Below are 26,703 nucleotides of genomic sequence, written 5' to 3'. Positions count from 1 at the left end.
GGCTATATGAACGTCGCTTCGCTCCGGCCTTGACAGATTTCCTTACTTGGGCTATTGGGCATTTAAGAGGATTGAAAACATAAGAAAAACAATAAAAAAAGTGTCAAGTAAATTCAGGACGTGACAATGAATTAAGAATTATGAATTAATGTATAAATGACTCTTGGTACGTTGTACTTGGATCTTGGTAATTAGTAATTGGGTTATTTTGTAAAATTCGGCTTTTGGTTCCTTTTAAAAATCGAAGGAGGATGTGGATTTTAAAATTAAAAGAAAGCCCCTAAAGGGGGCTAATTTGATTAGCCATGGGTGAAACCCATGAGAAAAGGGATAGGACAATTTCACACCCAACTCTGAAAGAGTTGAATTTCTGATAATAGTGAATGGGACCGTTCGTCATGTTGAGTGAAGCGAAACATCTCCAGATGACCGATGTGGGAAGTGATGAGTGATGAATGGGAAGTGAAAAGTGGGAAGTGGTGACAGAAGTGAAAAGTTAGAGGTAAAAAGTACATTGTACTTGGTACTTGGTACTTGGTACAATGTACTAGTTACATCCTGTCATCGGTGGCTGATCGTACTGGTTACTAAATAAAAATTTGTCGGAATAACTGAATACGTGACATTGAAAATTTTATTGAAATTGAAGAAGGAGGAGCTATCATGACCATTCTAATCGCCTTACTCACCCTTGGAGGATTGACACTTTTGCTGGCATTGATGCTGACCATTGCCAACAAGAAGCTGTATGTTTATGAAGATCCCAGGATAGATGTCGTGGAAGGCATGCTTCCCCATGCCAACTGTGGTGCCTGTGGGTATCCGGGATGCCGGCCATTTGCGGAAGCCTTGGTCAAAGGGGAAATGCTTCCCGGAAAGTGTACCGTAAGCAGTGAAGACGGAAGAAAAGCTATAGCTACCTATTTGGGTGTAGATGCCGGCTCTGAAGAAAAAAGGGTGGCCCGATTATCCTGTGCAGGAGGCCTTAATGTGGCCATCAACCGCGCTATGTATGATGGCATAAGCACATGTAGGGCAGAAGCTCTTGTCTCAGGCGGCTCAAAGGGTTGCTCTTGGGGATGCCTTGGGAAAGGGGATTGCGAAAGAGTCTGTGATTTTGATGCCATTTCCATGAATGAATTTGGACTGCCGGTGGTAGATGAGGCTAAATGCACCGCCTGTGGGGATTGTGTGGAAGTCTGTCCTAAAGATCTGTTTTCCATTCACCCGGTAAGCCATAGGCTTTGGGTTGCCTGCAAAAGCCTTGAAGCAGGGGACGGAGTGTTGGAAGATTGCGAAGTGGGCTGCACTGCCTGCGGCAAATGCGCCATGGATGCTCCAAACTTAATCAGCATGGTCAATAATTTACCCCTTATTGATTATTCAAAAAACCATCAGACTCAGGTTCCTATTCAAAGATGTCCAACTGGAGCCATAGTCTGGATGGAAAATACCGGAGAGGTGTTAAAAGGTGCTGAAGCTAAAAAAGTTATCCGTAAAGGCAAAAAAATGTTAGGGGAAAGTTGATAAACCACATATTTCAGTCCTTTTTTTAATAAATTCTTAAAGTCATTTTCCCCAATTAAAACAACCTTTAGTATTTTTTTCGAACCACAAAAGTAAACATAGTGAACAATAGAAGGACCTTTAGGGATATTGCCCAAAGGGATGATTTCCCAACCATTTGTGTTCCTTTTGTATCTATTGTGGTTTTTTTGACCTCCTATGGTAATGCAGGGTCAGCATGAAATTGCCTGGATTCAGGTTTTTTCGAACCACAAAAGTAAACATAGTGAACAATAGAAGGACCTTTAGGGATATTGCCCAAAGGGAAGAATATCCCAACCCTTTTGTGTTCCTTTTGTATCTATTGTTGTTTTTTTGACCTCCTATGGTATGCAGGGCTAGCATGAAATAGCCTGGATTCAGGTTTTTTCGAACCACAAAAGTAAACATAGTGAACAATAGAAAGACCTTTAGGGATATTGCCCAAAGGGAAGAATATCCCAGCCCTTTTGTGTTCCTTTTGTATCTGTTGTGGTTTTTTTGACCTCCTATGGTAATGCAGGGCTAGCATGAAATTGCCTGGATTCAGGTTTTTTCGAACCACAAAAGTAAACATAGTGAACAATAGAAGGACCTTTAGGGATATTGCCCAAAGGGAAGATTATCCCAGCCCTTTTGTGTCCCTTTTGTATCTATTGTGGTTCGATATTTTTCTTCTTTGTTCTTGTATGTTTCTCAGGGTCGGCCTCCCTGAACTTTAGAAACAATATCCTGTATGGTATCCCTCCTACTAATTTTACCAATTTGTTCTTCTAGATGAAGTTTTCTAAGAATATCCCTAACTTCGGCTCTTGCACCCACTATTTTTAATTCTTTTTTCTCTTCTCTGAGTTTTTCGGAAATTTTAAACAACATTTTTGCTCCTGTAACATCTACATGAGGGGAAGAATTGAGATCAAGAATGACAGTAAGAATAGCTGGATCACTACAGAGTTCCAAGATCCTGTCCTCCACAAAATCAGCATTGAAGTAAAGGATACTGGATTCCACCCTAAGGATTCTAATTCCTGTTATTTCCGAATTTGTCGGATTTCTTTCAATATCAGAATACACCTCAGTACCTGGTATAAGCCCTAAAACAGAAATATTGGGATTTTTTGATTTTTTTATTAATTTAAGAATAGAAAAAACCACCGAAATCAATACTCCCTTTAATATTCCAAATATCAAAACACTGAAGACCGCTACCATTGCAATCCAAAATTCACTTTTTTGAATGGAATAAATTTCTTTAAGAGATTTGATTTTGATAAGGCCTAAAACAGCATCCAACACGACTGCTGCTAATAGTACTTCTGGAAGATTTTTCAATAAATCCGTCAGAAACATCAAAATCAGTATCAGGACAACAGAACAAATAATCAAAGACATGGGTGTTTTTGCACCTGCCTTATCATTGACAGTGGATTGCGATAATCCACCTGCTACGGGATAGGCACCGGTAATACTTGTTCCTAAATTGGCCATTCCCAAAGACAGCAATTCCTGTTGTGGATCTATTTGGTAATTATTCTTCTCCCCAAAGGTCCGTGCCACAGACACTGTCTCCACGTATCCCATCAGAAAACAACCCAAAGCGAGCCCAAAAATTCCATCTATATCGGAAAACCTTAAACTGGGTCTCTTGATTTCAGGTAAGCCTGAAGGGATTTCACCTGCCATATGAAATCCATGTTCCACCAGTGGGTAAATTGTAAACAGTGCTAAAGCGCCGATAACGACCAACAAAGAAACAGGCCTGCCTGGAAAAAAGTGATGGCCCAAACGAAGCAACAAAAAAGCGGTAATTCCAAAAATCAAAACTGTCAGATTTGATTCTGGAATTTGGATGATCAGATGGTAAATTCTCGAAAAAAAATTAGGTCCTTCAGCATGAAGGGAAAATAATTTAGGAAGCTGTGTAGAAATGATCGAAAGTGCTGCTCCTGCCTTGAAACCCAGGAGTATATTTTCACTGATAAAACTCATCAGTGAACTCAGCTTGAACAAATAAGCCAACAGGGAAATTACAAAAATGGCAAAAGCAGTAAGAGAAGCTATCGCAATGGCTTTTCCCAAATCTCCTCCTGACAACACTGCAACAGAGGCTCCCACCATCAGGGAAATGGCTGATGTTGGACCAACTGCAATTTGACGACCCGTTGTAAACAAGGCAAATAACAAGCCTCCTGCTATGCAACAATAAATCCCTACCTCAGATGGCAGGCCAGCCAAACTTGCATAGGCCATAGATTCCGGCAACACAAAGGAAGCAAGGGTAATCCCTGCAATTAAATCCAGTCGGAAAAAACTCCACTTGTATTCAGGAAGCCATTGGCTGATCTGAAATATATTTTTAAAGTAAAGGTGGTTGGTCAATTTCTTTTTCGTTTAGTCAACGAAAAGATAATAAATTCTCAGAAATTTTTTCTCCCTCACCTTTACTGTGTTTGCGATTAAATTTGAATCAAAAAATCCCAAATCACTACTTCAAAAAAGTATTCAAAAAAATCACATCAATGGCAATTTAATCACAAAAACAGTACCCTCACCTTCTTTTGATTCTACAGATAATTCTCCCCCATGAGCTGTAATAATATCATAAGATAAACTCAGTCCCAAGCCAGTTCCTTCTCCTGTAGGTTTGGTTGTAAAAAAAGGTTGGAAAATTTTGTCCTTGATGGAATCAGGGATGCCAGGCCCATTGTCAGCAATTGATATCTTCACTCCTTTGCCTCCTTTTAGCGTGGTATATCCTGAAGTTGTCAGTGTAAGTGTCGGCTGATAATCTTCATTTGATCTCGATTTTTTGGCCGACAAGTCTTTAAGAACATAGAAAGCATTATTGAAAATATTTAAGAACACCCGCCCAATTTCCTGGCGGACTACATCAACTTTTGGAAGAGAAGAGTCGAATTCAGTGATTAATTTAATTTCACAACCTTTATTTTTAACTTTGAATCCATGATGGGTAAGGTTTAGAAATTCATTGGACAGTTTATTCAAGTCAGTTGATTCTTTATCCCCCATATTGAATTTGCTGTGTTCTAACATCCCTTGGACAATTCCATCCGCACGACGTCCATGACGGGTGATTTTTTCCAGATTTGTTTTGATATCATTCAACAACTCATCTTCCAATTCATCCTCCTCTGATTTCACATACCCATTGGTTTGAGTAAGCGATTGTTTTTTGTTCCTTAATTCCTGTATTTCCAGTAGCAAATCATAGCTTACCTCTGAAAAATTATTAACAAAATTCAGCGGATTCTTGATCTCATGGGCAATACCAGCGGTGAGTTCACCAAGAGAAGCCATCTTTTCGGATTGGATCAGTTGGGCCTGGGTGGATTTTAATTGGTTTAAGGCAAATTCTACTTTTTCCCTTTGGGCATGTATTTCTTCTTTCTGGGTCTGGAGAAGTTTGTTGGCTTTTTGTTTATTGAGGTTATTTCGGAAAAGGAAAATACTTATGATAATAAACAAAAGTAATCCTCCCAATGAGGTGAATATGATAATTCGTTGGTTGAATACAGCCGCATTTTTCAGTTCTGTGTCTTTTTGGAGCAATTCTATTTCTGCTTCTTTTTGGCTCAGTTCAAATTCAAATTGAAGCTTTCGAATCATATCATCTGTGCTGGATTTTGCAATTTCTTCCTTTACCGATTTGGCATTGATTTCATTATTATAGGCGGTTTTGAAATCTCCAACCAGTGCAAATAATTCCGATAAACCTTCATATGCATCTTTCAATTCAGGTTTAGCATCGATTTCTTCAGCTAAAACTTTTGCCCTTTCCAAAGTTCTGATTGCTGGTTGAAATTGACCCTGCCTCTTTAGTGTTTTCGCTAAGCCTATGAGACTTTGTGTCAGTTCAAATTTGGCATCCAGGTTTTCGGCTATGTCCATAGCTCTTTGGTGGTAACTTAAGGCTTTTTCATATTCACCCATCGTACCATAAATTTCTCCCATTTGGGTAAGGGGAAAAGTTGCATCAATAGTGCCATCACAAAGCTCCAAAGCCACTTCATGATAGTGTAAGGCAGAATCATAATTAAATTCCAAAAAATAGATTTCTCCTATATTCATGGCCACTGTAGATACCCCAGTTTCATAATCAATTTCTTCAAAAACAGCCAATGCTTTTTTATAAGACTCCAATGCATCATCAAGGGTACTTTCAGATTGCTGAAATACCGTACCAATATTGTTGTAAGATGTTCCTATTCTTATCTTATTTCCTAATTCTTCAGAAATTTTGAGGGATTGAAAATGAAACTCCAAGGCTTTGGTACTGTTGCCCATTCGATGATATATTGAACCCAAATTGTTTAAGATATTGGCTTCACCGGTTTTGTCATTTAGCTCATGGTATTCGGTAAGAGCTTGCTTGAAAATAAAAATTGCATCCTGGAAATTTCCTTGGTTGGCCAATGCCCTGCCCTGTACATTATATGCATCCGCCAATCCTTTTTTATAGTTGATTTTAAGTGCCAAAAGAATGGCATCATCAAGGTAATGTACAGCTTGATTGATGTCTGAATTCATTATTTCCTGGCCCAAATCCAAATAAGCTCTCACTTTTAAACTGTCATCATCGGAGTTGTCAATTACTCTCAATAGACTGTCAGCTCTCGGGGTTTGTGAGGAACCATTTACCGAAATGAAAAAAATAAGCAAAAATAAAATTAGAATAGCCCTACACGACATCATTTGACCGTCAAATAATTTAGTTGAAAAACAATTCCAGTACTTATGTCAACTCCGAGGTTTATCATTAACGCTTCCTTTCAATTTAATCCTAAATTCAATAAAATTTCATCGATTGAATATAATCATAATGAGCGGATAATTTTTGGAGATCTCTGATTTTCATTTGATTTTGGGAGGGAAAAACTTTTTCTCCCATCAAACAAGAGTCTAATTAAATCCAATTATAACCGCCAGGAAATCCATCCCTTATCAAAGGTAGCACTTAAAGATTCAAATCTTCAAAACAATCTTAAACGTAGTTTGTCCAGCTCGTGAATTTAACTCAAGCTCTCCTCCTTGAGCCTTAATGATATCATAACTAAGGCTTAATCCCAGTCCGGTTCCTTGCCCTGTTGGTTTGGTAGTAAAGAAAGGTTGAAAGATTTTGTCTTTGATAGCATCGGGGATACCTGGTCCATTGTCTGAGATCGATATCTCAATTTTGTCTCCCAGAGATTTTGTGGTAACGGTGACAATGGGCTTGAAATCCCCCAAGCCCCGATAGGCATCGGGATCAGAACCCTTAGAGGATTGCTCCGCACAGGCCTGAAAAGCATTATTGATGATATTTAACAATACACGCCCAATATCTTGGGGGATGACATTCACTTTGGGAAGGTTTGCATCAAAATTTGTTTTAAAATCTGCATTGAAAGACTTGTCCTTGGCCCGCATACCATGATAGGAAAGACGGAGATATTCATCTGCCAATGCATTGATATTCGTAGGAACTTTCTCTCCCGCACTGGCACGGCTATGTGCTAGCATACTTTTTACTATTGCATCAGCACGATTTCCATGATGGTTGATCTTTTGTAAATTGGTCTTTATATCTAACGCAATTTCTTTGGCTTCTTCTATTTTTCCATGTTTTAGTTCTTCCGTCATTTCATCTATCAGCTCATTGCTGACTTCAGAGAAATTATTTACAAAATTCAAAGGATTCTGGATTTCATGGGCGATTCCGGCTGTTAGTTCCCCAAGGGATGCCATTTTTTCACTATGTACCAATTGAGCCTGAGCGGCTTTGAGCTCATGCAATGACTTTGAAAGCTCCTTAGTACGTTGTTCTACACTTTGCTCCAGCAAAATATTCTGTTGTAACACCAAATCCGCATTTTCTTTTGCTGCTTTCAGTGCCTTCGCCTGAGCCTCTTCCCTTTCCTGCTTATACACATTAATACGGTCAGCCAAAGCAAGGGACAGAAGGGTCACTTCAAAAGCTGAGCCTATCTGCATGGCATTGATATAATACATCACCGGCAAAACATTGACCGTTTCTAAAATTGCAGCGATGAAACCAGCTATTAAGAAAATCCAGGCCACGAGATAAAATTTTGCAGGTTTATATTTTTTCCGGTAAACAACAATACCTGTAATCAGGAAATAAATCGCTGCGAGCATAATACCCGCCTGGGCAAGCATGAGTGCCGGAATTTTTAAAGGTGTAAAAACCATTATAAAAGATAGGGTACCCATTCCAATGAACATCCATGAAAAGGTATGCAACCTGGGTACCTGCTGTTTGGTATGCAAAAACTCCCTGGTAAAAAGTGTGGCGGTCAAAATGGTGGCTGCTGCAGAAGCAACCGCAAATTGATTGATAATCGGATTTCCCGGCCATAAGAATTCAAAAACATACTGATATACCGTGGACATAAACCAGGTTATACTTGCCACATATCCAACATAATAAAGATACAATTTTTCCCTTGTTGAAAAATATAGGAAGAGATTGTAGAAAAGTATAAGGAGCATACACCCCAAGTATATACCCTGTATAAAGTCCAATTTATGGGTGTCTTCCATAAAAGCCAACAAGGTTCCTACCCTAAGGGTAAAGAAAAAAGGCTGCAGGGTCTTAAGTTTTAATAAATAAGTCTGCTGAGTTCCCTGCTCAAGATTCAAAGGGAAAAGAAAAGTGGTAACCTTTACAGGCCTTTGTGAAAACACATAATTATCCCCTGATACCTGAAGTTCTCTGATTTGCCCATCTGAAATAGCATACAGGGTAATGCTATCAATAAATGCGGAGCCTATTTGGAGGTAAAAATCCTCATCTAATTCATTTTCAATAGTAAATCTTAGCCAAACTACATCTTCTGTACTTCCAAAATTGGGATTATCCTGTTGGTAAGGCTGGAATTGGGCTTGGATTTCAGGGTTCAGTACACTTTGAATATCAAGGTTTTTTGAATCACGGAAATAAGTAGTTTGTTTACCTATTGCACGCCAATTGGAAGAGTTATTTAGGGGAATGATGGATTGCGCATTTGCATTTGAAAACTGAAAAAGAAAAATTATTAAAATGCACAGTGTCTTATTCATTTAAGTTCGAGGGTTGGGTTTAATAAATGTATAAATAATATGTGTTGTGTCATATAAATACAATAAGATTTATTTATATATTGAACTGAAAGCCTGAAATTTAAAGATAAATGATTAAAAGCAGCCTAGAGCTATTGGAAAAAGAGGTTTGGAGATATGTGGAAACCCTAAAAGATAGTCCTGAAGCCCGCCTTGGATCAAGGAAAACGTTTTATAAAAAATATGGTCGGGAAAGTAAACTTTTTACTTTTGGTTTTGGGGATGCAGAAATCGCCTTTTTGAAATGGGAAGAAAGATCAGTACTTCACCCCCCGCATGCGGTACCTTCCGGCAGCGAATGGTGGAGCAGCGTCAATCTCTGGTTTATTTATCTTTCCGAATTAGGAGCCAAAGCTTTCGAATCAGGATTACAAAAAGATTTATTGCCAGCCCCAGCGCAAGCATGGATTGATTTCATTGTAAACCCAAGCTCTTCAACTTGGTACAGAGCACATAATTCGAGTATTATTGACGGATATCTGAAATATCCGGAAATAGCTGATAAAGAATCATTGCCAGAAAAGGTATTTATCAATATGGTACTCTATCGCTTGCTTTTCGCTCAATCGATGGTAGAGGGTGATTTTTTGTTTGCCAAACTGGGCAAAATATTAGGCGATCCCCGAGGTGAGGCTGTTAAATTCATAACGGGTTTTGATGCCTTTTATCCAAAACACTACCCCATGACGCAGAAAGAAATAAAAATGGTGATGGGAACAACTCACAATCTCGGGGAATTAGGAGTCCAATTTATGGATGATGTACTGATTGAACCTGAACTTAGTCATTTATATAAACTGGCGTCGGAATGGAATAACCAACCTGCACTGAATGGTCTCATCAAAAACCATCGCCCTTCCTATCCTTATGGGGAAAATTTGCCAAACCCAAAAAAAGGATTGGCAATTCGCATCATGGAATGGTTAAGGAATATTTTCTTTAAAAACAAAAATGTATCACTCTCATAAACAATAGAAAATGGAATCCTCAAAAAAGAAAATCATCATATTGGGTGGAGGAATGGCCTCTCTTTCTGCAGCCTATGAACTCACTGACTATGAGGGCTGGCAAAATCATTATGAAATTACCTTATACCAGGTGGGTTGGCGTCTTGGTGGAAAAACAGCTACAGGTAGAGGTCCATGTGATCGCATTGAGGAACATGGTATACATATCCTTCAAGGATGGTATGACACCACCTTCCGGTTGTTAAGAAGCGTTTATGATGAACGAAAAAAAGAAGGACTTGCACCTGGTAGCCCTTTGCAGGATTTGTTTAAAGATGGTTTAATTGCCAATAATACCACACTAATGACAGAGTTTATTCCCGAATTGGGCAAATGGTGCAATTGGCCCCTAATTTTTCCTGAAACAACAGAGCAGCCTGGAATCGGAGGCCCCTTGCCCATGTGGGCTGTCATCAGAAAAGGTATAGCCCTTACGTTGGAAATGTTACTGGGAAGTCCCTATGCAAAAAATGAAAGTTCTTTGATCAAATGGGTCTTGGATCATTTTTTTCCAGATTATAAAACAGGTTCTTCTTCTACCCTTGAAACCAAAGAAGGTTGTATGCCTTCACTTTTCAAACCCTTGGCGGGACTTATTGGCAGTAGTGTCAAAAAGGAATTTAATGAAATTATTGAGGAATTGGAAAAAGATGGAAAAGCAGATGGCGGCAATACTCACAAAAAACATAGTCTCATCCTGAGAATCTTAGAGCGATATGTAAAACATATTGAAAAAGAGGGTTTGCCCTATAAGGAAGGAGAAACACCTGCAAGGCATATCGCTTTGGGCATTTGTTTTGCCTATTACAATCTTAAAGGTGTTCTAAAAGATGTTTATAACCCAGAAACCCGGCAATTCGATTTTGATAAGATAAACAATTACGATTACCGCGAATGGCTTGGCTTGCAGGGAGCCCCACAATGGTTGGTTGATTCGGTAATTGTCCGCTTTTTTTATACCGGTACTTTTGCCAACCTTGTTAATGAAAATGGAGGAGCGGTAGCAGCCGGCACTGCATTGCAATTCTTTGCCAAATCGGTAGGGTATAAAGGTTCTTTTGTATACCAAATGGTCTATGGCACAGGTGAAGTGATGGTAATGCCCATGTATGAGGTGCTCAAGCATCGGGGGGTACAGTTTAAATTTTTCCATAAGATCCAACAGGTGCATTATGCTGAAGGAGGCAGTATTGAAAGTATTTCGTATGCAGAACAGGTTCAACTTGCTGTTCCTGAATACAATCCGGTTAAAAAAATCATGAACGACAAGCTTAGCGCCTGGCCTGCTGAACCTTTATATGAGCAACTCAATCCCGAAGATGCTAAAAAACTAATTTCGGGGAAAGTAAACCTAGAGGATCCTTGGGCGGATTGGACAGATTACAAACAAGGACAATTACAAAAAGGGATCGATTTTGATGAGGTGATTTTGGGCATACCTGTGGGTACCCTAAAAACCATCTGCAGCGAAATTATTGAGAAAGATGAGCGCTGGAAACTGATGGCAGAAAATGTTAAGACAACCCCTACCCAATCAGCGCAACTTTGGTTTTTACCTTCCTTGGAGGAATTAGGATTTGACCGTGCCTCTTGGGGTCTTCCCCCGAAAAACGGTGCACCCAACGTGGTCGTCTATCAAAATCCTATGTATTCCTGGCTGGACAGTTCATTGGTGTTGCCCAATGAAAACTGGCCTGCAGCGCAAAAACCCAAGTTCCTGGCTTATTTTACAGGCCCTTACTTACTGCGCAAACCCTTACCTCCATTCACGGACCACGGCTATCAGTCCTCAGAAAATGAAAGGCTAAAAACTGCCTTTGAGCAGTGGCTTTATGATAATGCAGCCTGGTTTTGGCCCAAAGGAGCTACTTACCTTTATCCACAAGGTCTGAATTTCCAGTTGCTGGCTGATATTGAAAATTCCCCGGATGGCTATACCAGATACAGTAACCAATTCTTCAGGGCCAATGTGCGGCCTACGGATCATTATACCCTTTCCGTACCAAACAGTGCCATTTACAGACTTAAGGCAGATGCCAGTGGTTTTGACAACATGTTCCTCTGTGGGGACTGGATTGATTTTGGTGGTAATGTAGGATATATTGACGGCACTATCCAATCAGGTCAACAGGCTGCACAGGCGTTACGGAGTAAAATGCAATTGGGCGGGCACAAAGAAATCTGGGCTACCCTGCACTCGGGAACTGTCTGATGGGATACGATTAATATTTCATGCTATAGGTAATTGGATGACAAAAGTAGTCCCTTCGCCTGATATTGATTCCACCCTAATCTCCCCTCCATGCGCCTTCACGATATCATAAGCAAGGCTCAATCCCAATCCCGTTCCCTGACCCGTCGGCTTCGTGGTAAAGAAGGGCTGGAAGATCTTGTCTTTGATGGCATCGGGAATACCTGGACCGTTATCCTTGACGGAAATCTCAATTTTGTCGCCAAGGTTTTTGGTGGAGACAGTGACAAGGGGGTGTAGACCTTCCAGGTTTTTTTTGTCGTCGCTAACACCCCGATAGCTATCGGGGCTAGGAAGGTCTGCCTGCGAGCAAGCCTGAAAAGCATTATTGATGATATTCAGCAGCACCCTCCCGATATCCTGTGGAATGATATTCACTTTTGGCAGATTCGGGTCAAAGTCTGTTTGGTAGTTGCAATCAAAGGACTTGTCTTTAGCCCGCATCCCATGGTATGAAAGTCTAAGATATTCCTCCGACAAGGCATTGATATCCGTGGGCACCTTTTCTCCTGTACTTTTTCGGCTATGTTCCAACATTCCCTTTACTATCGCATCCGCCCGCTTGCCATGGTGCTGGATTTTCTCCAGATTCTGCCTGATATCCTCCAAAATCTCATCCTCTATTTCGTCCTCTTCTGTCTTGGGTCTTAAGTCTTGTGTCTTGAGTCTTGAATCTTGTATCTCCTCCACCAATTCCGCACTCACTTCCGAAAAATTATTCACAAAATTCAGCGGATTCTGAATCTCATGGGCGATGCCGGCTGTTAATTCCCCAAGAGAGGCCATTTTTTCGGATTGGATCAGTTGGGCCTGAGCAGATTTGAGTTCGCTGTATGCTTTTTCTATTTCCTTGGCATGGGCTAGTTCTTTTTCTCGGTTTCTTTCTCTTTCTTTGGCGAGCAACCTTTGACGCATTTGACGGTCAATTGCGATAATGGCAAGAACAAAAATGAAACTATAACCCAAATAAGCCCAAGAAGTTTGCCACCAAGGGGGCAATATGATGATTTCAAGGCCTTTAGGCTTTTCGGTCCAAACCCCATAGGCATTGGAAGCCCGGATCAGAAATTGATATTTTCCAGGTTCTAGATTGGTATAGGAAGCGAAATTCCGGTTATCATAATTCCAGTCCAAATCATAGCCTTTGAGCATATGGGCATATTGATTTTTTTGGGGATCAGCGAAATGTATTGCGGCATATTCGAATGCCAGATTGTTTTGGTCATGGGATAGGGTTATGCTTTCGGTATCAAACAGAGGGTTTTCCAGTAGGGATCTTGTATCCATGGAAAAGACTGACCTATTAGAAATCAATAAGTCTGTGATTAGAATTTCAGGGGCTTTGGATTCTTTTTGAGATCCACTGATCACCGTCAGCCCATGTGCTCCTCCGAAATACAAGGCTCCGTCACTTCCTTTGTCAGCTGCAAGGGAAATGAAACTGTCTCCACCCAAACCATCCGAGGCATAGTAATTAATAAAGGTGGAAATGCCCAAAGATTCGTTGTTTACCATTTGAGAAATTCCACTTTGGGTGGCAATCCATAAATTACCATCTTCACCTTCCAGTATAGTTTCAATGAAGTTGGTAGGAAGTCCGTCCTGATCTGTATAGCGAATCCCCTGATTGTTTTTCTGGTTGATTTTAATCAGCCCCTGTTCGGTACATAGCCACAGGTTCTGATTTTTATCCAAGAAAAGCTCCCAAATTGTTAATTCAGGATAATTTTTGTCTTTGATTAAATGGTCAAAATTTAAGATTTCTCCTGAAGACAGATTGATCCTGTCCAGTCCTGAGTTATTTGCAACCCAAAGGAAATTGTCAAAAATCTCCAAATCATAAATACTTGATCCTCCGATAGCAGGTTGATTTTGGACAGATTTAAGGAGGGTTTTTATTTGTTCAAACTGATTTATATTATTTATTTTAATAAGCGCTATGCCATATAAATCTGTCAAAGTGGGCTGGGCTTCATTCCAGGAATTGTAGCTATGGCTGTCGTCCGAAACATATTTTAATGTATAGTTCCCGGAGGACAATTGGAGCGGTTCTATGTAAATTCTATTTTTTTCATTCCCTCCAGCGTAGAAAGAATTATTAAACGACTTGGAATAATGAGTGAGGGTGTCCCCATTTGCATTTTCTATCCAGCCCAAATCTGACAATGTTGATTCATTTAACCCTTCACCCACCATGACGGCCAAATAGTTTCCTTCCGTCTCTATTTTTAATTGTTGCGACAGGTTTTGAAAGTTTCCTACCTTTTCTATGCTTGCAACTTTTTGATCACTTTCTAACCAGCTATTTAGCTGTTTTAAGATTTCTGAGGGATAGGTTTTGGATTTATGGTCCAGAATGTTTTTTGTTTCACCAGATTTCAAATTCATTTTAAAAAGTCCCAAGTCAGTACCAACAAACAAATTATTTTCCTGGTCCATTTTCAGAACCCTAATCCGATTGACTTTTATGTTATTTTCTAAAAAGTGGTCAAAAGTATATCGTTGAATCTCTTTTCTGTTTTGGTCTAAATGCACAAGCCCATCTCCCCAAGTTCCCAACCAAAGTGAACCGTCCGCACTTTCTGATATTCCTCTGATGGAGGCCCAAGCACCGAAAATACCATGTTGCGAATTAATTCTGATTTTTTCAATGACCTGGGTTTTACTGTCAAGTATGTTCAGGCCTTCTCCGCGGGTTCCTATATAAATTATCCCCGGATTGGTTTTAGAAGCCATCAGTCCGAATACTCCATTGGGACTAATGGAATTGGAATCCTCCGGATTATTTAAAAAAGTGGAAAAAGAAGTTTTTTCTGGGTCAAATTTTAGCAATCCGGCATTATATGTTCCAAACAAAAAAATCCCATCCCGATCAAAAGTAAGAGTAATAACAGCTGGGCTCCCTTTTATTCTGACCTTTTCAAAATGGTCTGAAATTCCGCTGAATTTGAGGATCCCATGAATATTATTCGCAATCCAGATATTTCCTTTTTGATCCTCAACTATTTTATCATGAAGCGTTATGTTGTCCAATAATCGGTCATTGTATCTTTCTAAGGTTTTGAAAAAACCTGTTTCTGGGTTGAATTTAAAAACCCCATTTCTGGAGTTTATCCAAAGGGTATTGCTATGATCTACAAAAAGGGAGGTAATCAAATTCTCTTGCATAGAAAAATCCATTTCCCCCAATAAATTTTTTGGTATGGAGCAAAAGGCATTTTCTCCTTTGGGTTTATAAATCAATCCTTGGCTATTTGCACCCGACCAGATTCCTCCGTTTTTGTCTTCAGCCAGAGCCAAAGCACCGACTATTATGGGATCACCAGATGCCATTGGTACAGGTTCCCACTTATCTTTTTCTGGATTAAAGCGGACAATTCCCATGGAAAAAGAAGTGGCCCATAGGGTTTGTTCAGAATCCAATAGCAGCTCAGAAAATTCCTCCCCAATAACTGACCTATTTAATTGGTCACCTATCCGATAGTTCTGGAATTGTCGGGTTTTCCTGTCAAACTTTGAGATACCTCCATTCGTAGCAATCCAAATATCTCCTGTTCCATCTTCCAATACATTCCTTACATCATTGTGAATAAGGCTGTTGGGATTTCCAGGGACATTTTTGAAAGTCTGAAACTTCACCCCATCATAGACTTGAAGTCCGTTGACTGTAGAAATCCACAATAGGCCATAACGGTCTTGGAAAATATTTTGAACAGTAGTGGAGGCTAATCCATCTGAAACGGAAATTACAATAGGTTCTAACTCTTGGGACCAGCCTTTCTGGTTGATCAGAAATGCAGAAATCCAAAAAAGCAGGTTTAGAATTTTCTTTCGACTTCTTGATTTTTTTTCCTTCATCAGTTTGAATAAGGTTGCTGAATGGTAATTTTTTAAATTTTATACAGACTTTGACGAAAAGTCTAAAAATCAACTTAATAAAACTTCAAAACTAGCCATTCTAAATATATTCACTTTAATTTTATTAAATAAACCACATTAAATTCTGCAAAAAATGATTGAAGTAAGGTAAAAATTATTTGAAAGGCATTTGAAGGTTATTTAATTTATTAGTTTCTTTCTTATTCTATTTTCTGCTTTTACCTTCTCAAAATGTTCTTGAAAAATGCTTTTGATTTCCTATTCTTCTTTTTTAATGCTACATCACCACCTTTCCTATCATTTTTAGTAGAAAAAGTACAAATCTTAGCCTTCAAAAATTCCTGAATTAAGTTTTATGGTTCTTTCAAAGTAAATGCATAATCACATAAAAAAATTACAATCAGAAAATTGAAATGGTCTTCAAATTATACCATTAAAATAACTATGAATTCTGTTCCCTGTCCTTCCTTCGACACCATTTTCAATTCTCCCCCATGCGCCTTGACAATATCATAAGATAAGGATAATCCTAGACCAGTTCCCTGCCCGGTAGGCTTGGTAGTAAAGAAAGGCTGGAAAATTTTGTCTTTGATGGAATCCGGGATGCCGAGGCCGTTGTCACGGACAGTGATCAAAACTTTACCATTAACACTTTTTGTACTCACTGAAACGGTGGGTTTATATCCCGATTCTCCATTTTTCTTTCTTTCATTAACAGCGAAAAAGGCATTATTGATTAAATTCAGCAAAACCCTCCCTATATCCTGTGCAACTATAGCTATTTTTGGAAGTTCAGGATCAAAGTCTGTAGTAAATTGGGCATTGAAGCATTTGTCCTTTGCTCTTAGCCCATGGTAAGACAAGCGCAAGTACTCATCTGCTAAGGCATTGAGGTCTGTATCTTCTTTTTGACTGGAACTGTTCCTGCTATGGGCCAACATTCCTTTGACTATCGCATCCGCCCTTTTACCATGGTGGTGTATTTTTCCAAGGTTTTGAATGACATCACTGATAATTTCATCTTCCAGGTTTTCATCTCTTTCACTTTTCTCCTTTGACTTTTCACTTTTTAATTCTTCCATCAGTTCATGGCAGACCTCCGAAAAATTATTCACAAAATTCAAAGGGTTCTGTATCTCATGGGCAATGCCTGCAGTAAGTTCTCCCAAGGAGGCCATTTTCTCCGACTGAATCAATTGGGACTGAGTGGACTTGAGATCATCCAATGATTTTTTCAGTTGAGCTGTCCGGATCGATACTTTTTCTTCCAGGATTTTATTTTCCCTTTTCAGGTATTTGGACCTCTCCTGTACCACCACAAAGACCAATCCTCCAGCCAAAAGGGCAAAACTTAGATACGCCCACCAAGTCTGCCACCAAGGTGGCAAAATGCTAAATTGAATACTATCCGGTTCGCTCCAGATTCCATTGAACCCACGGGTAGCTACTTTGAAGGTATAATCTCCCGGAATCAAGTTATAGTAAATTTTTGAAACATTTTTCGCACTTACATCAGACCATGATTCATCCGCTCCTTCCAATATATACCTGTAAACAATTTTATCCCTTCCCAAAACCGTTTGGTTGGCAAAAGTAAAATTAAAGGAGTTTTGGTTGTAGGGAAGTTTTAGGCCTATCGGCATCTGGAACCCAGGAGTAATACTGTCCCATTGAATTTTGTTTTGTGATAGGTAACCGGAATCCAATGGCAATTTCCCTTTTACAAAACCTTTACTAAAATCACTGTTCCATAGTGTGTCTTCCAAAGACAACTGGTTTTCAATCAATTTTTGTTTCAAAAATACCGGGTTTTGGTCCATGATATTCATCCCTTGGATTATTGCCACTGGAGCCAAGCTGTCAATAAAAGGATTTTGATGGTTTACGGTCAAAATGGGAGAAGCCCCCCACCAAACCTGACCTGACTTGGTTATAAAGGAAGTGGCCTGATTGTAATCATTATAGGGAATCCCGGCAGATTTGTCATAATTGGCAATCCTCCAGGCTTGATCAAGGTTTTCCGCTCTTGGCCTTTCTACCACAATGATTCCATTTTCAGAACCGATATGGATCCGGCCTTCAAATTCATTGAGATCATACAAAGCCGGTGGATTCAAGCCGTTTTCGGCGGTAATATGTGTAATGGAAGTTTTATTAGGGTTAAAAATCGAAATCCCCAAATCGCCACCGACGATAATCTCCCCGCTTTTGGACTCAAAAACCATGGAATTATAATCACTCAACAATCCCTCCTTCTTTTGCAAAGTCACATTGGTGTTATTTTTTGGATCGATGATATTTATTCCGGAATCCGAGCACACCCAAATTTTACCTTTTTGGTCTTTGATCACCACAAAGGAGGTATTAGATACAATTCCATTGGTTGTGTCAAGCTTTCTGAAGGAATTTTCACCTGGATCAAAAACCAGCAACCCACTATTGGTTCCCATCCAATATTTCCCATCTGAAGTTTTAACCCCATTGAATATGGCATTACCGATTCCTTTATCAAAAGTGTTATAAATGGTGATGGACTTGGCCTTAACGTCTATGATGGCAAAACCCCGCATGATACCGGCCAAAAAAACATCCTCTTCAATTCTCTTCAATTGCCGGAAATCATTGGTACTAAGTTCTTGGGGAAGCCTTAAGAGGGAAAGCTTCTCTTTGGCAGGATCATAAATATTGATCCCACGGTAATTGGCCATCCATATTCTCCCTTTGGAGTCTTCCTGTATCCCCCATACATCATTGCTTTCCAATCCATTTTCGACTGAAAAATTGTCTGAAAGCATGCCCTTTGGATTTACCAATAGCACACCGTCCTTATCTGTTCCAACATAAATCAAACCTTCCTTGCCTATCATAGAAGAGGAAGGAAAACCGGTAGTTCTGATGGCTGAGCCAGTATGAACTTTTTTAATTTTTGATGTTTTGGTATCAAATAGGGTGAGGGTATCATTTGAAATAAACCAAAGTCTCTCATAATCATCCTCAAATACATCAGTTGGCCTACCAAAATACCCTTGATCAGCCCCTACCTTTTGGATCCTGCGGTTCTGAATGGAAACGCTGAAAGCTTCCAGGGAAAAGGCGGTGATCCATACATTACCTGACTTGTCTTCAGTAAAGTCATAGGCAGTCCGGACAAGAATCCCTTCAGAATCTCCGATTAAGCGAATGGTTTTTCTTTCGTGATCAAGTATTCCTATTTTTTGTCCAAATCCGATCCAGATATTGCCCTGACTATCTTCTTTTACTCCAAAGACAGCATTTAAACCCGTCTCTTCTTTTTGAAGATCTACTTCTGAAATCAACTTCTTATCCAAGTCCAGCATATAGACCCCACCATTCGCTCCCCAAAGAAGTCCTGCTCGGTCAAAGGCCATTCTGATAAAGCCTTTTTCAAAAACATAATGATCCACAATTCCCAAAGTGATATCCAAGCGATAAATACCAGACTCCAAGCCTGAAATCACCAACCTACCATGATTGTCCAATACCATATCTGTAATTACTTCTGTGTTGCCGTTAGGAGCTTTTCCAAAGAAATTATAGGTCAGGAATTTATTGCCGTCATATTTGTGCAGACCCCTTTCTGTGCCAATCCATATACTACCAAAATCATCCTGAATAATGGTAAAGACCTTATTGCCCAACAAGCCTTCGGATTGGCCCAGTTTCACAATGGCTGAAGTTCCACCGGTCCATACGGAAGGTATAGAGGCCAGGGTAACAATAGGCTCTGGAAGGATGAATTTTTTGACTTTTAATGGGAAATTATTGATGGAATCCATTTGAAAAGGAATGGATTCGAGATTGTCCCAATCAATTGAAGTGAAAGTAATGGGCGATTTGAGGGGTTTGAATTCATTGACTGAAAAAGGTTTTGAAGGCAATTTATCGATATCAAAACCAATTTTTACCCCTTTTGGAATGCTGTCCTGTGGATAAACCTTCCAGTTTATAGGTTTACCTTCCGGCATTTCGAAAGGAATGGCTTTTGGAATCTCAAAACCGGAGGCATTTTCCGGAAATGGAATATTGGTTTCTTTTTGGCAGGAAAATAATACCACCGACAAGGATAGCAAGAGTATTATTTTGGAATCTAAGGTGATCTTTAATTTCATATGCCTATTTTTTTCAACTTAATAAAATTGTAAACTTACTCCCTTTACCCTTCCCGAAAGGATCGGGATTTCCTTCGTCAACTTCGGATTCAACCCTCAGATCCCCACCATGCGCCTTCACGATATCATAAGCAAGGCTCAATCCCAATCCTGTTCCCTGGCCTGTCGGCTTGGTGGTAAAGAAAGGCTGGAAGATTTTGTCTTTGATGGCATCGGGAATACCTGGACCGTTGTCTTCAATTGAAATCTCAATTTTGTCGCCAAGGTTTTTGGTGGAAACTGTGACAAGGGGGTGTAGACCTTCCAGGTTTCTTTTGTCGTCGCTAACACCCCGATAGCTATCGGGGCTTGGAAGGTCTTTCTGCGAGCAAGCCTGAAAAGCATTATTGATGATATTCAGCAGCACCCTCCCGATATCCTGTGGAATGACATTCACTTTTGGCAGATTAGGATCAAAATCTGTTTGGTAGTCGCAGCTAAAGGACTTGTCTTTAGCCCGCATCCCATGGTATGAAAGTCTAAGATATTCCTCCGCCAAATTATTGATATCCGTGGGTACCTTTTCTCCTGTACTTTTTCGGCTATGTTCCAACATTCCCTTCACTATCGCATCCGCCCGCTTGCCATGGTGCTGAATCTTCTCCAAATTTTGCTTAATATCCTCCAATATCTCATCCTCTTCGCTCTCTGGTACCCTGTCTTGTGTCTTGCGTCTTATGTCTTGTATCTCATCAACTAACTCCACACTCACCTCCGAAAAATTATTCACAAAATTCAGCGGATTCTGAATCTCATGCGCGATTCCGGCAGTAAGTTCTCCGAGGGAGGCCATTTTCTCAGACTGTATAAGCTGGGCTTGGGTGGCCTTTAATTCGGTATAGGCTTTTTCAATCTCCTTGGCCTGTTCCAATTCTTTTTCTCGGGCTTTTTCCCTTTCTCTCAGTACAACCCGATGGCGAAAAATCCGGTCAGCCCCGAATAATGCACTTATAAATACAAGCCCATAAAACAGATAGGCCCATATTGTCAGCCACCAAGGTTTATTTACGATAATCTTCAATTTTGCACCTTCTTCGTTCCAAACGCCATTATTGTTGGCTGCTTTGACATGAAAGAGATATTCCCCTGGAGGTAGGTTAGGGTAGTACGCAGGCTGAAAATTGGAGGATTCCCTCCAGTCATTATCATAATTATCCAACTTATAGGCAAACTTATTTTTCAAAGGATTGGAATAATGCAGGGCGATGAATTCCAGTGTGATGTTGTTCTGATTATGGGCCAAAACAATTTCCTCTGTATCATAAATAGGTTTTTTTAGAATTGAGTTTTCCCCTGGTAATACCCTTTCATTAAATAATTTGAACTCTGTCAAAAATACTTTTGGGGGGATGGAAGTTGTGTTTACTTTATTTGGGTCAAAAATAGTGATCCCGTTTGCCCCACCGAAAACAAACTGGCCCTTGGAGGTTTTTAAATAGGATCCATCCGCATAGAGCTGACCCTGAATGCCATCATCAATGGAGTAGTTGTAAAATTGCTCTGTAGGAATGTGGAATCTACTGATTCCTTCAAAAGTACTTAGCCAAAGATTTTCATTTTTTTCATCAGCAAGGATGGACTGAATACTCATGGAGGGAAGTCCATCATTGACGGTGTAAGTTTTTATTTTCCCTGTGGCCACTTCGAAGCGGTTCAATCCACCCTGCCAAGCCCCTACCCAAACTATTCCATTTTCATCCTCATAAAAGGAATTGATGTCCTGAGTTCCCAAAATATCCCCAAGACTTTTGTCATTCCCTTTGGATTCAATTTGACCTGTAGCATAATTGTATAAAAACAATCTGTCATCTGTAGGCATCCATAAACCGAACTTTTTACTTTCATAGACCCGTACTACTGATTGTAGGCGTTTTTCATCATCCTCGCTTAAATTCATTTTAATTTTTGTAAAGGGCTCCTTGCTGTTTTTTCTCGAGTAAATCCCCCCGTTGGTAAATGCCCATTGATTACCCTGACTGTCATTAAAAAAACCGGTTACCCAATTGGATTCAGGAATACCGGGAATGTCTATCTTCTTTAATGTTTTTTCAGGATAGGTAAATTGATAGACACCAATAGTGGAGTTTAGAGAGTATTCACCTACTGACAGTTCCGAGATAGAATATATTTTAAAAGCATTGGAGGTATGAAAAGGTAAACTTTCTATCAAATTACTTTCTGGGTCTATAATATTCAACCCGGAAGTTGTTACAAGCAATTTCCCATCCGGCAATTCCATGATATTATCCGCCCATCCAGAAAGTATAGAATTGGGATCATCATTTTTAAAGGTATATGATTTGAAGATAGATCGGTCTTCATACCTTAATAATCCCATCACCTGGGTTCCTCCCCACACCCCTCCAAATTGATCCACAGCAATTGTATTGGCTGCATCTCCTCTGAAACCAAATTTTCCCGATAGATCCTCTTTAAAATAGACTACTGAATCCTGCTTGGTGTAATAATAAAAAGGACCATAGTTGGTTGCCATCCACAAATTACCTTCATCATCCAAGGTTAGGCTGTTGAAATGATTTTCTTGTAAAATTCCTACTGGAGCAAAAATCTCAAATTCTTCAGAGAATACATTGAATTTAAACAAGCGTCCAAAGTTGGATATGATCCAAAGATAACCTTCGTTGCCATTGACCATGCTAGATGCATATTCATTTTCCAAAACAGGTTCTTTGGAAATATTTTTAGGATTGATTTTTTCAAGCTTATTTTCCTTGGTTATTTTAAAGGATCCGGAGTAACAAAGGACCCAAATCGTCCCTTCCTGATCTGAAGTCAGGTTTCCAACATTTTTAATCACCAGGTCTTCAGCCGGTTCGAATCTTTTTATTTTATCTTCCTTCTCATCCAAGTATAGGAGCGCATTAGAAATCTCCTGGCCATGTAAGGTATGTACACCAAAATAAACACGGCCATTTTTGTCTTCAGCGATCTGCCTAATTCCCTTTTCGATATTTACATCATATTCAAACAAATCAACAAAAGGATATTCGCGAAATAATTGAGTGGCAGGATCATAGACATTCAGTTTTCCCGGTGAGGTACCTACCCATATTCTACCTTTGCTGTCTTCAAACAAGGACCAGACATTCAATCCTTTGATCGAACCGGGGTTATTAGGGTCTTCATAGAACCGTTTGAAAGAATAGCCATCAAACCTTGCCAGCCCGTTGATGGTTCCCACCCAGATATAGCCGAATTGATCCACAATAATTTTATTGATCTGTGTACCTGGTAACCCATCTTTTTCTGTATAAAGAGTAAGATTATTAGAACTTAATTGTGCTAAAGTGGAAAATGAAAGAAGCAAAATTCCGACAAAGCTTAACAACTGGAAGATAGTCTTTTTTTTGACAGACACTCTAGATTGTTTGGTCGGTTGCATGCTTTTCTGGATTAAATAGGTAATTTAATGATAAATTCTGAACCTTCCCCCTCCCTACTTTCTACCTTTAACTCCCCCCCATGCGCTTTAACAATATCATAGCTCAGGCTCAATCCCAATCCCGTCCCCTGACCGGTGGGCTTTGTTGTAAAAAAAGGCTGGAAGATTTTATCTTTGATGGAATCCGGAATGCCGGGGCCGTTGTCTTTTACCGATATTTCAATTTTGTCACCTAAGTTTTTGGTGGATACGATAACGAGGGGGTGTAGACCTTCCAGGTTTCTTTTGTCGTCGCTAACCCCCCGATAGCTAGCGGGGCTAGGAAGGTCTTTTTGCGAGCAAGCCTGAAAAGCATTGTTGATTAAATTGAGCAATACCCGACCTATATCTTGGGGAACTACATTTATTTTTGGTAGATCAGAATCAAAATCCATCTTAAATTCGGCATAGAAATTCTTATCCTTGGCCCTGAGACCATGGTAGGCAAGTTTAAGGTATTCCTCCGCCAAGACATTGATGTCCACAGATTGCTTTTCCCCAGAACCGTTTCTACTATGGGCCAGCATTCCCCTTACGATAGAACTGGCACGCTTACCATGTTGGACAATTTTTTGTTCATTGCTTTTCAGATCAGCAAGCAATTCCTTAACTTCATCAAGGTTACCTCTTCCCACCTCATCCTCCATTTCTTCAATCAACTCTGTGTTTAACTCAGAGAAGTTATTTACAAAATTCAACGGATTCTGTATCTCATGTGCTATTCCTGCAGTAAGCTCGCCAAGAGATGCCATTTTCTCTGAATGAACCAGTTGTGCCTGGGTAGCCTTGAGGTCTTCATAGGCCTTTTGGATTTCACGGGCATGGGCGAGTTCCTTTTCCCGGTTTTTATTTTTTTCCCTGACAAGGATTCTATTGGTTTGGATTTTGACCAATCCCAATACGATTAGTCCCAATGCTAAGAAATACATTATAAAAGCCCACCAGGTGGCATACCATGGTGGTAGGATTACAAAAGAATAGCTGATCTCATCAGACAAAACATTGAAGGTATTCTTTGCCCTAACCCGAAAAGTATAAGTTCCATACGGAAGATTCGAAAATTCCCGGTACAATTTGTTTTCCCATTTTCCCCAATCTTCATCAAACCCCTCCAAAAAAGTCTGATAGCTAATTTTGTTTTCTTTTACAAAAAAGGGTGCTACATATTGAAATCTGATAGCATTGCCCTTAAAAGGAAATTCAGGTATTGATTCGGATAATTGTTTCGGTAAATCCAAAGCGTTTTCCCCAGATGATACCGCAGTAAAATACAAGGGAACAGGATGGTCTATCTTGTACTCCGAATTGGGGTCCAGTCTGATCATGCCCTCATTTGTGCCAAACCAGAATATCCCGTTCGGCTCAGAATATTGAGAGCCTACAAAGCTTGCTGTGATAAGATTTACTGGATAGCTTTTCAGGATATAAGAGCCATCAGATTGAGGTACTGCCAATCTTTTTTCCCCTTTAAAATCCAGAAATACATTTTCATTCTGATCCACTGCCAAACCGTAGGTGTCCAGATTAATTGATGCAATTTCATCTGAAAAACTAAATACAGTATCTCTTTCAAATTTTTCTGAAGCTTGGTTGAAATAAAAGAAACCTTCGATGCCAGAAGTGTAGACTTTTCCTTTGATTGGCCCGACCACTGCCCCTGACATACCTCTGATCCCATCCTTCTCGCTAAACTCTTCAACTTTGGCATTTGCAACATCCAAATTGCCCGAGGCAGTTTTTGGGAAAATTACACGGAATAAAATGCCGGATTGGGTTCCTCCCCATAATTCACCATCCTCATTTTCTACTAAGGTGTAAACATAGCGATTGGATCCTGCAATTGGACCTATCGCTTCATATTGAAACTTGCCTTTTGCATCCTGGGACCTTTTCAATACATGTATACCAAAAGATCCACTGATAAATACATAGCCAGGATGTATTTTGGAAATCAACAAATTGATAATCTGAAAGCTTTGGGTTCCTTCAATTAAAGTTGCTTTTCCTTCCTGAATGGCAAATAATCCATCCCCAGTGGAAATCATATAATCTTCATCCGCTACAAGACTAAAAACCTGATCATTGGGTACTCCTTTTACTTGCTTGATTTCACCGTCTTTTTGGTCGATGTAAAGTACGTTGGTTGATGTACCGATATAGAGGTTTTTCCCATTCCCATTCAGAGAAAGGGCGTTTCCCACCTCAAAGTTCTCAGAGGCAAAGCGGGTGAGTGGAGAGAAAATTTCAATTTTAGAAAGTCCGCTGTTTGTTCCCACCCATAGGTTGTCTGTATTGTCCAAATGAAATGCATAAACACTTTGGTCAGGAATGGAATTTTTTATGGTAAAATGGGACTTTATTTTTCCATTTTGGTCAATAATGAAAAATCCATGGCCCAAAACACTTAAGGCATAGGTCTGATTTGGAAGTCTCAAAGCCTTATATAAACTTCTACTCTGTAATAAAGAATCTATTTCAGTCTTAAAAGGAATGAATTCCTGTCCATCGAAATGAAAAAGCCCACCTGAAAAACCACCAACCAAAAACTCCCCTGGTTTTTGATAAGGTAGTAAAACCTGTACCCTTTCTTCTCCCAAAAATTCACTCCTGGAAATCAATTCCAACACACCTCCTTTTTCCCGAAACAAGCCCAAATTCATCTGATGGGCATAATATATTCCATCCAAGCTGAAACCAAACATAAATTGTGTATCGGGTTTCCAAATCTCAATGGATGCCTTCTTCCCCTCTTTTTCGGGTTCAAGAATAAAAATGGCTTCCCTGGCCTGGAAATAAATCTTTCCATTCACCTCCAAAATCGACCAGATATCATTGAACTGCAAATCTTCTGGAAGCAAATGCTTAAGTGAATTTTCCAATGGTTTTCCTTTGGAATCATTTATTACAAATCCAAAATCTTCGGTGGCTCCATAATAAAAGATGCCCTGAGAGGAAAGTAAGGTAGCCCGAACATTGGTGTTGAAATCCGCAATAGGTGAAGTGAGCATTTCCCAATTTTGACCGTCAAATCTCTGTAAACCACTACTGCTACCTACAAAAATAAACCCGTCCTTATCCTGATTTACATTCCATATCTGTTGACCAGCTATTCCAAGATCTCCTACAACATAGTTATTGTAGCTTGGAATACCTTTTGATGCATTGATCTGTGCATTGAGCGGCTTGACCATTAGGAATTCAACCAAAATGAATAACAGACTAGGCCATGCTGTTGATTGAAGAAAAATTTTGAATTGGTATGGTGACATGGTCTTCATCATTTAATGGATT

10 protein-coding genes are annotated in these 26,703 nt (G+C 39.7%); 3 read left to right on the top strand and 7 right to left on the bottom strand.

What is annotated here, in order from left to right:
* The first annotated feature begins 663 nt into the window (after positions 1 to 663).
* Positions 664 to 1,527: an RnfABCDGE type electron transport complex subunit B gene (locus ACFSKV_RS03215; protein WP_380800332.1), complete on the top strand. Its 864-nt coding sequence runs from the start codon at positions 664 to 666 to the stop codon at positions 1,525 to 1,527.
* Between the two features lie 714 nt (positions 1,528 to 2,241).
* On the opposite strand, the gene ACFSKV_RS03210 is transcribed toward ACFSKV_RS03215, so the two are convergent.
* From ACFSKV_RS03210 to ACFSKV_RS03200, 3 genes are all read right to left on the bottom strand, one after another.
* The gene (locus tag ACFSKV_RS03210; RefSeq protein ID WP_380800330.1) at positions 2,242 to 3,924 is read right to left on the bottom strand and encodes a SulP family inorganic anion transporter; all 1,683 of its coding nucleotides are present in this window, start codon (positions 3,922 to 3,924) and stop codon (positions 2,242 to 2,244) included.
* A 132-nt stretch (positions 3,925 to 4,056) separates the two neighbouring features.
* Positions 4,057 to 6,225, bottom strand: coding sequence for a tetratricopeptide repeat-containing sensor histidine kinase (locus ACFSKV_RS03205; protein WP_380800328.1), 2,169 nt, complete (start codon positions 6,223 to 6,225; stop codon positions 4,057 to 4,059).
* Between the two features lie 303 nt (positions 6,226 to 6,528).
* Entirely contained in the window at positions 6,529 to 8,625 is a 2,097-nt protein-coding gene (locus ACFSKV_RS03200) for a sensor histidine kinase (protein ID WP_380800326.1), read from the bottom strand.
* 110 nt (positions 8,626 to 8,735) lie between these two features.
* On the opposite strand from ACFSKV_RS03200, the gene ACFSKV_RS03195 reads away from it, so the two are divergent.
* A complete protein-coding gene (locus ACFSKV_RS03195; RefSeq protein ID WP_380800323.1) occupies positions 8,736 to 9,632 on the top strand; it encodes a hypothetical protein in 897 nt (298 codons plus the stop codon).
* A gap of 10 nt (positions 9,633 to 9,642) precedes the next feature.
* Positions 9,643 to 11,883 (top strand): NAD(P)-binding protein, encoded by a 2,241-nt coding sequence (locus tag ACFSKV_RS03190; protein WP_380800321.1) that lies wholly within the window; start codon positions 9,643 to 9,645, stop codon positions 11,881 to 11,883.
* A gap of 18 nt (positions 11,884 to 11,901) precedes the next feature.
* Here the strand turns inward: ACFSKV_RS03190 and ACFSKV_RS03185 are convergent, their stop codons facing one another.
* From ACFSKV_RS03185 to ACFSKV_RS03170, 4 genes are all read right to left on the bottom strand, one after another.
* A complete protein-coding gene (locus ACFSKV_RS03185; protein ID WP_380800319.1) occupies positions 11,902 to 15,780 on the bottom strand; it encodes a two-component regulator propeller domain-containing protein in 3,879 nt (1,292 codons plus the stop codon).
* Between the two features lie 446 nt (positions 15,781 to 16,226).
* On the bottom strand, positions 16,227 to 19,931 hold the full coding sequence (locus ACFSKV_RS03180; RefSeq protein WP_380800317.1) for an ATP-binding protein: 3,705 nt from the start codon (positions 19,929 to 19,931) through the stop codon (positions 16,227 to 16,229).
* A 13-nt stretch (positions 19,932 to 19,944) separates the two neighbouring features.
* Positions 19,945 to 23,373: a sensor histidine kinase gene (locus ACFSKV_RS03175; protein ID WP_380800316.1), complete on the bottom strand. Its 3,429-nt coding sequence runs from the start codon at positions 23,371 to 23,373 to the stop codon at positions 19,945 to 19,947.
* 11 nt (positions 23,374 to 23,384) lie between these two features.
* Positions 23,385 to 26,693, bottom strand: coding sequence for a sensor histidine kinase (locus ACFSKV_RS03170; RefSeq protein WP_380800314.1), 3,309 nt, complete (start codon positions 26,691 to 26,693; stop codon positions 23,385 to 23,387).
* Positions 26,694 to 26,703 lie beyond the last annotated feature (10 nt).

This window comes from Shivajiella indica (assembly GCF_042683085.1).
In the GTDB taxonomy this organism is placed as follows: Bacteria; Bacteroidota; Bacteroidia; order Cytophagales; family Cyclobacteriaceae; genus Shivajiella; species Shivajiella indica.
The sequence above is the reverse complement of the archived record's forward strand: the minus strand, read 5'-3'. Positions and strand labels throughout refer to the sequence as shown.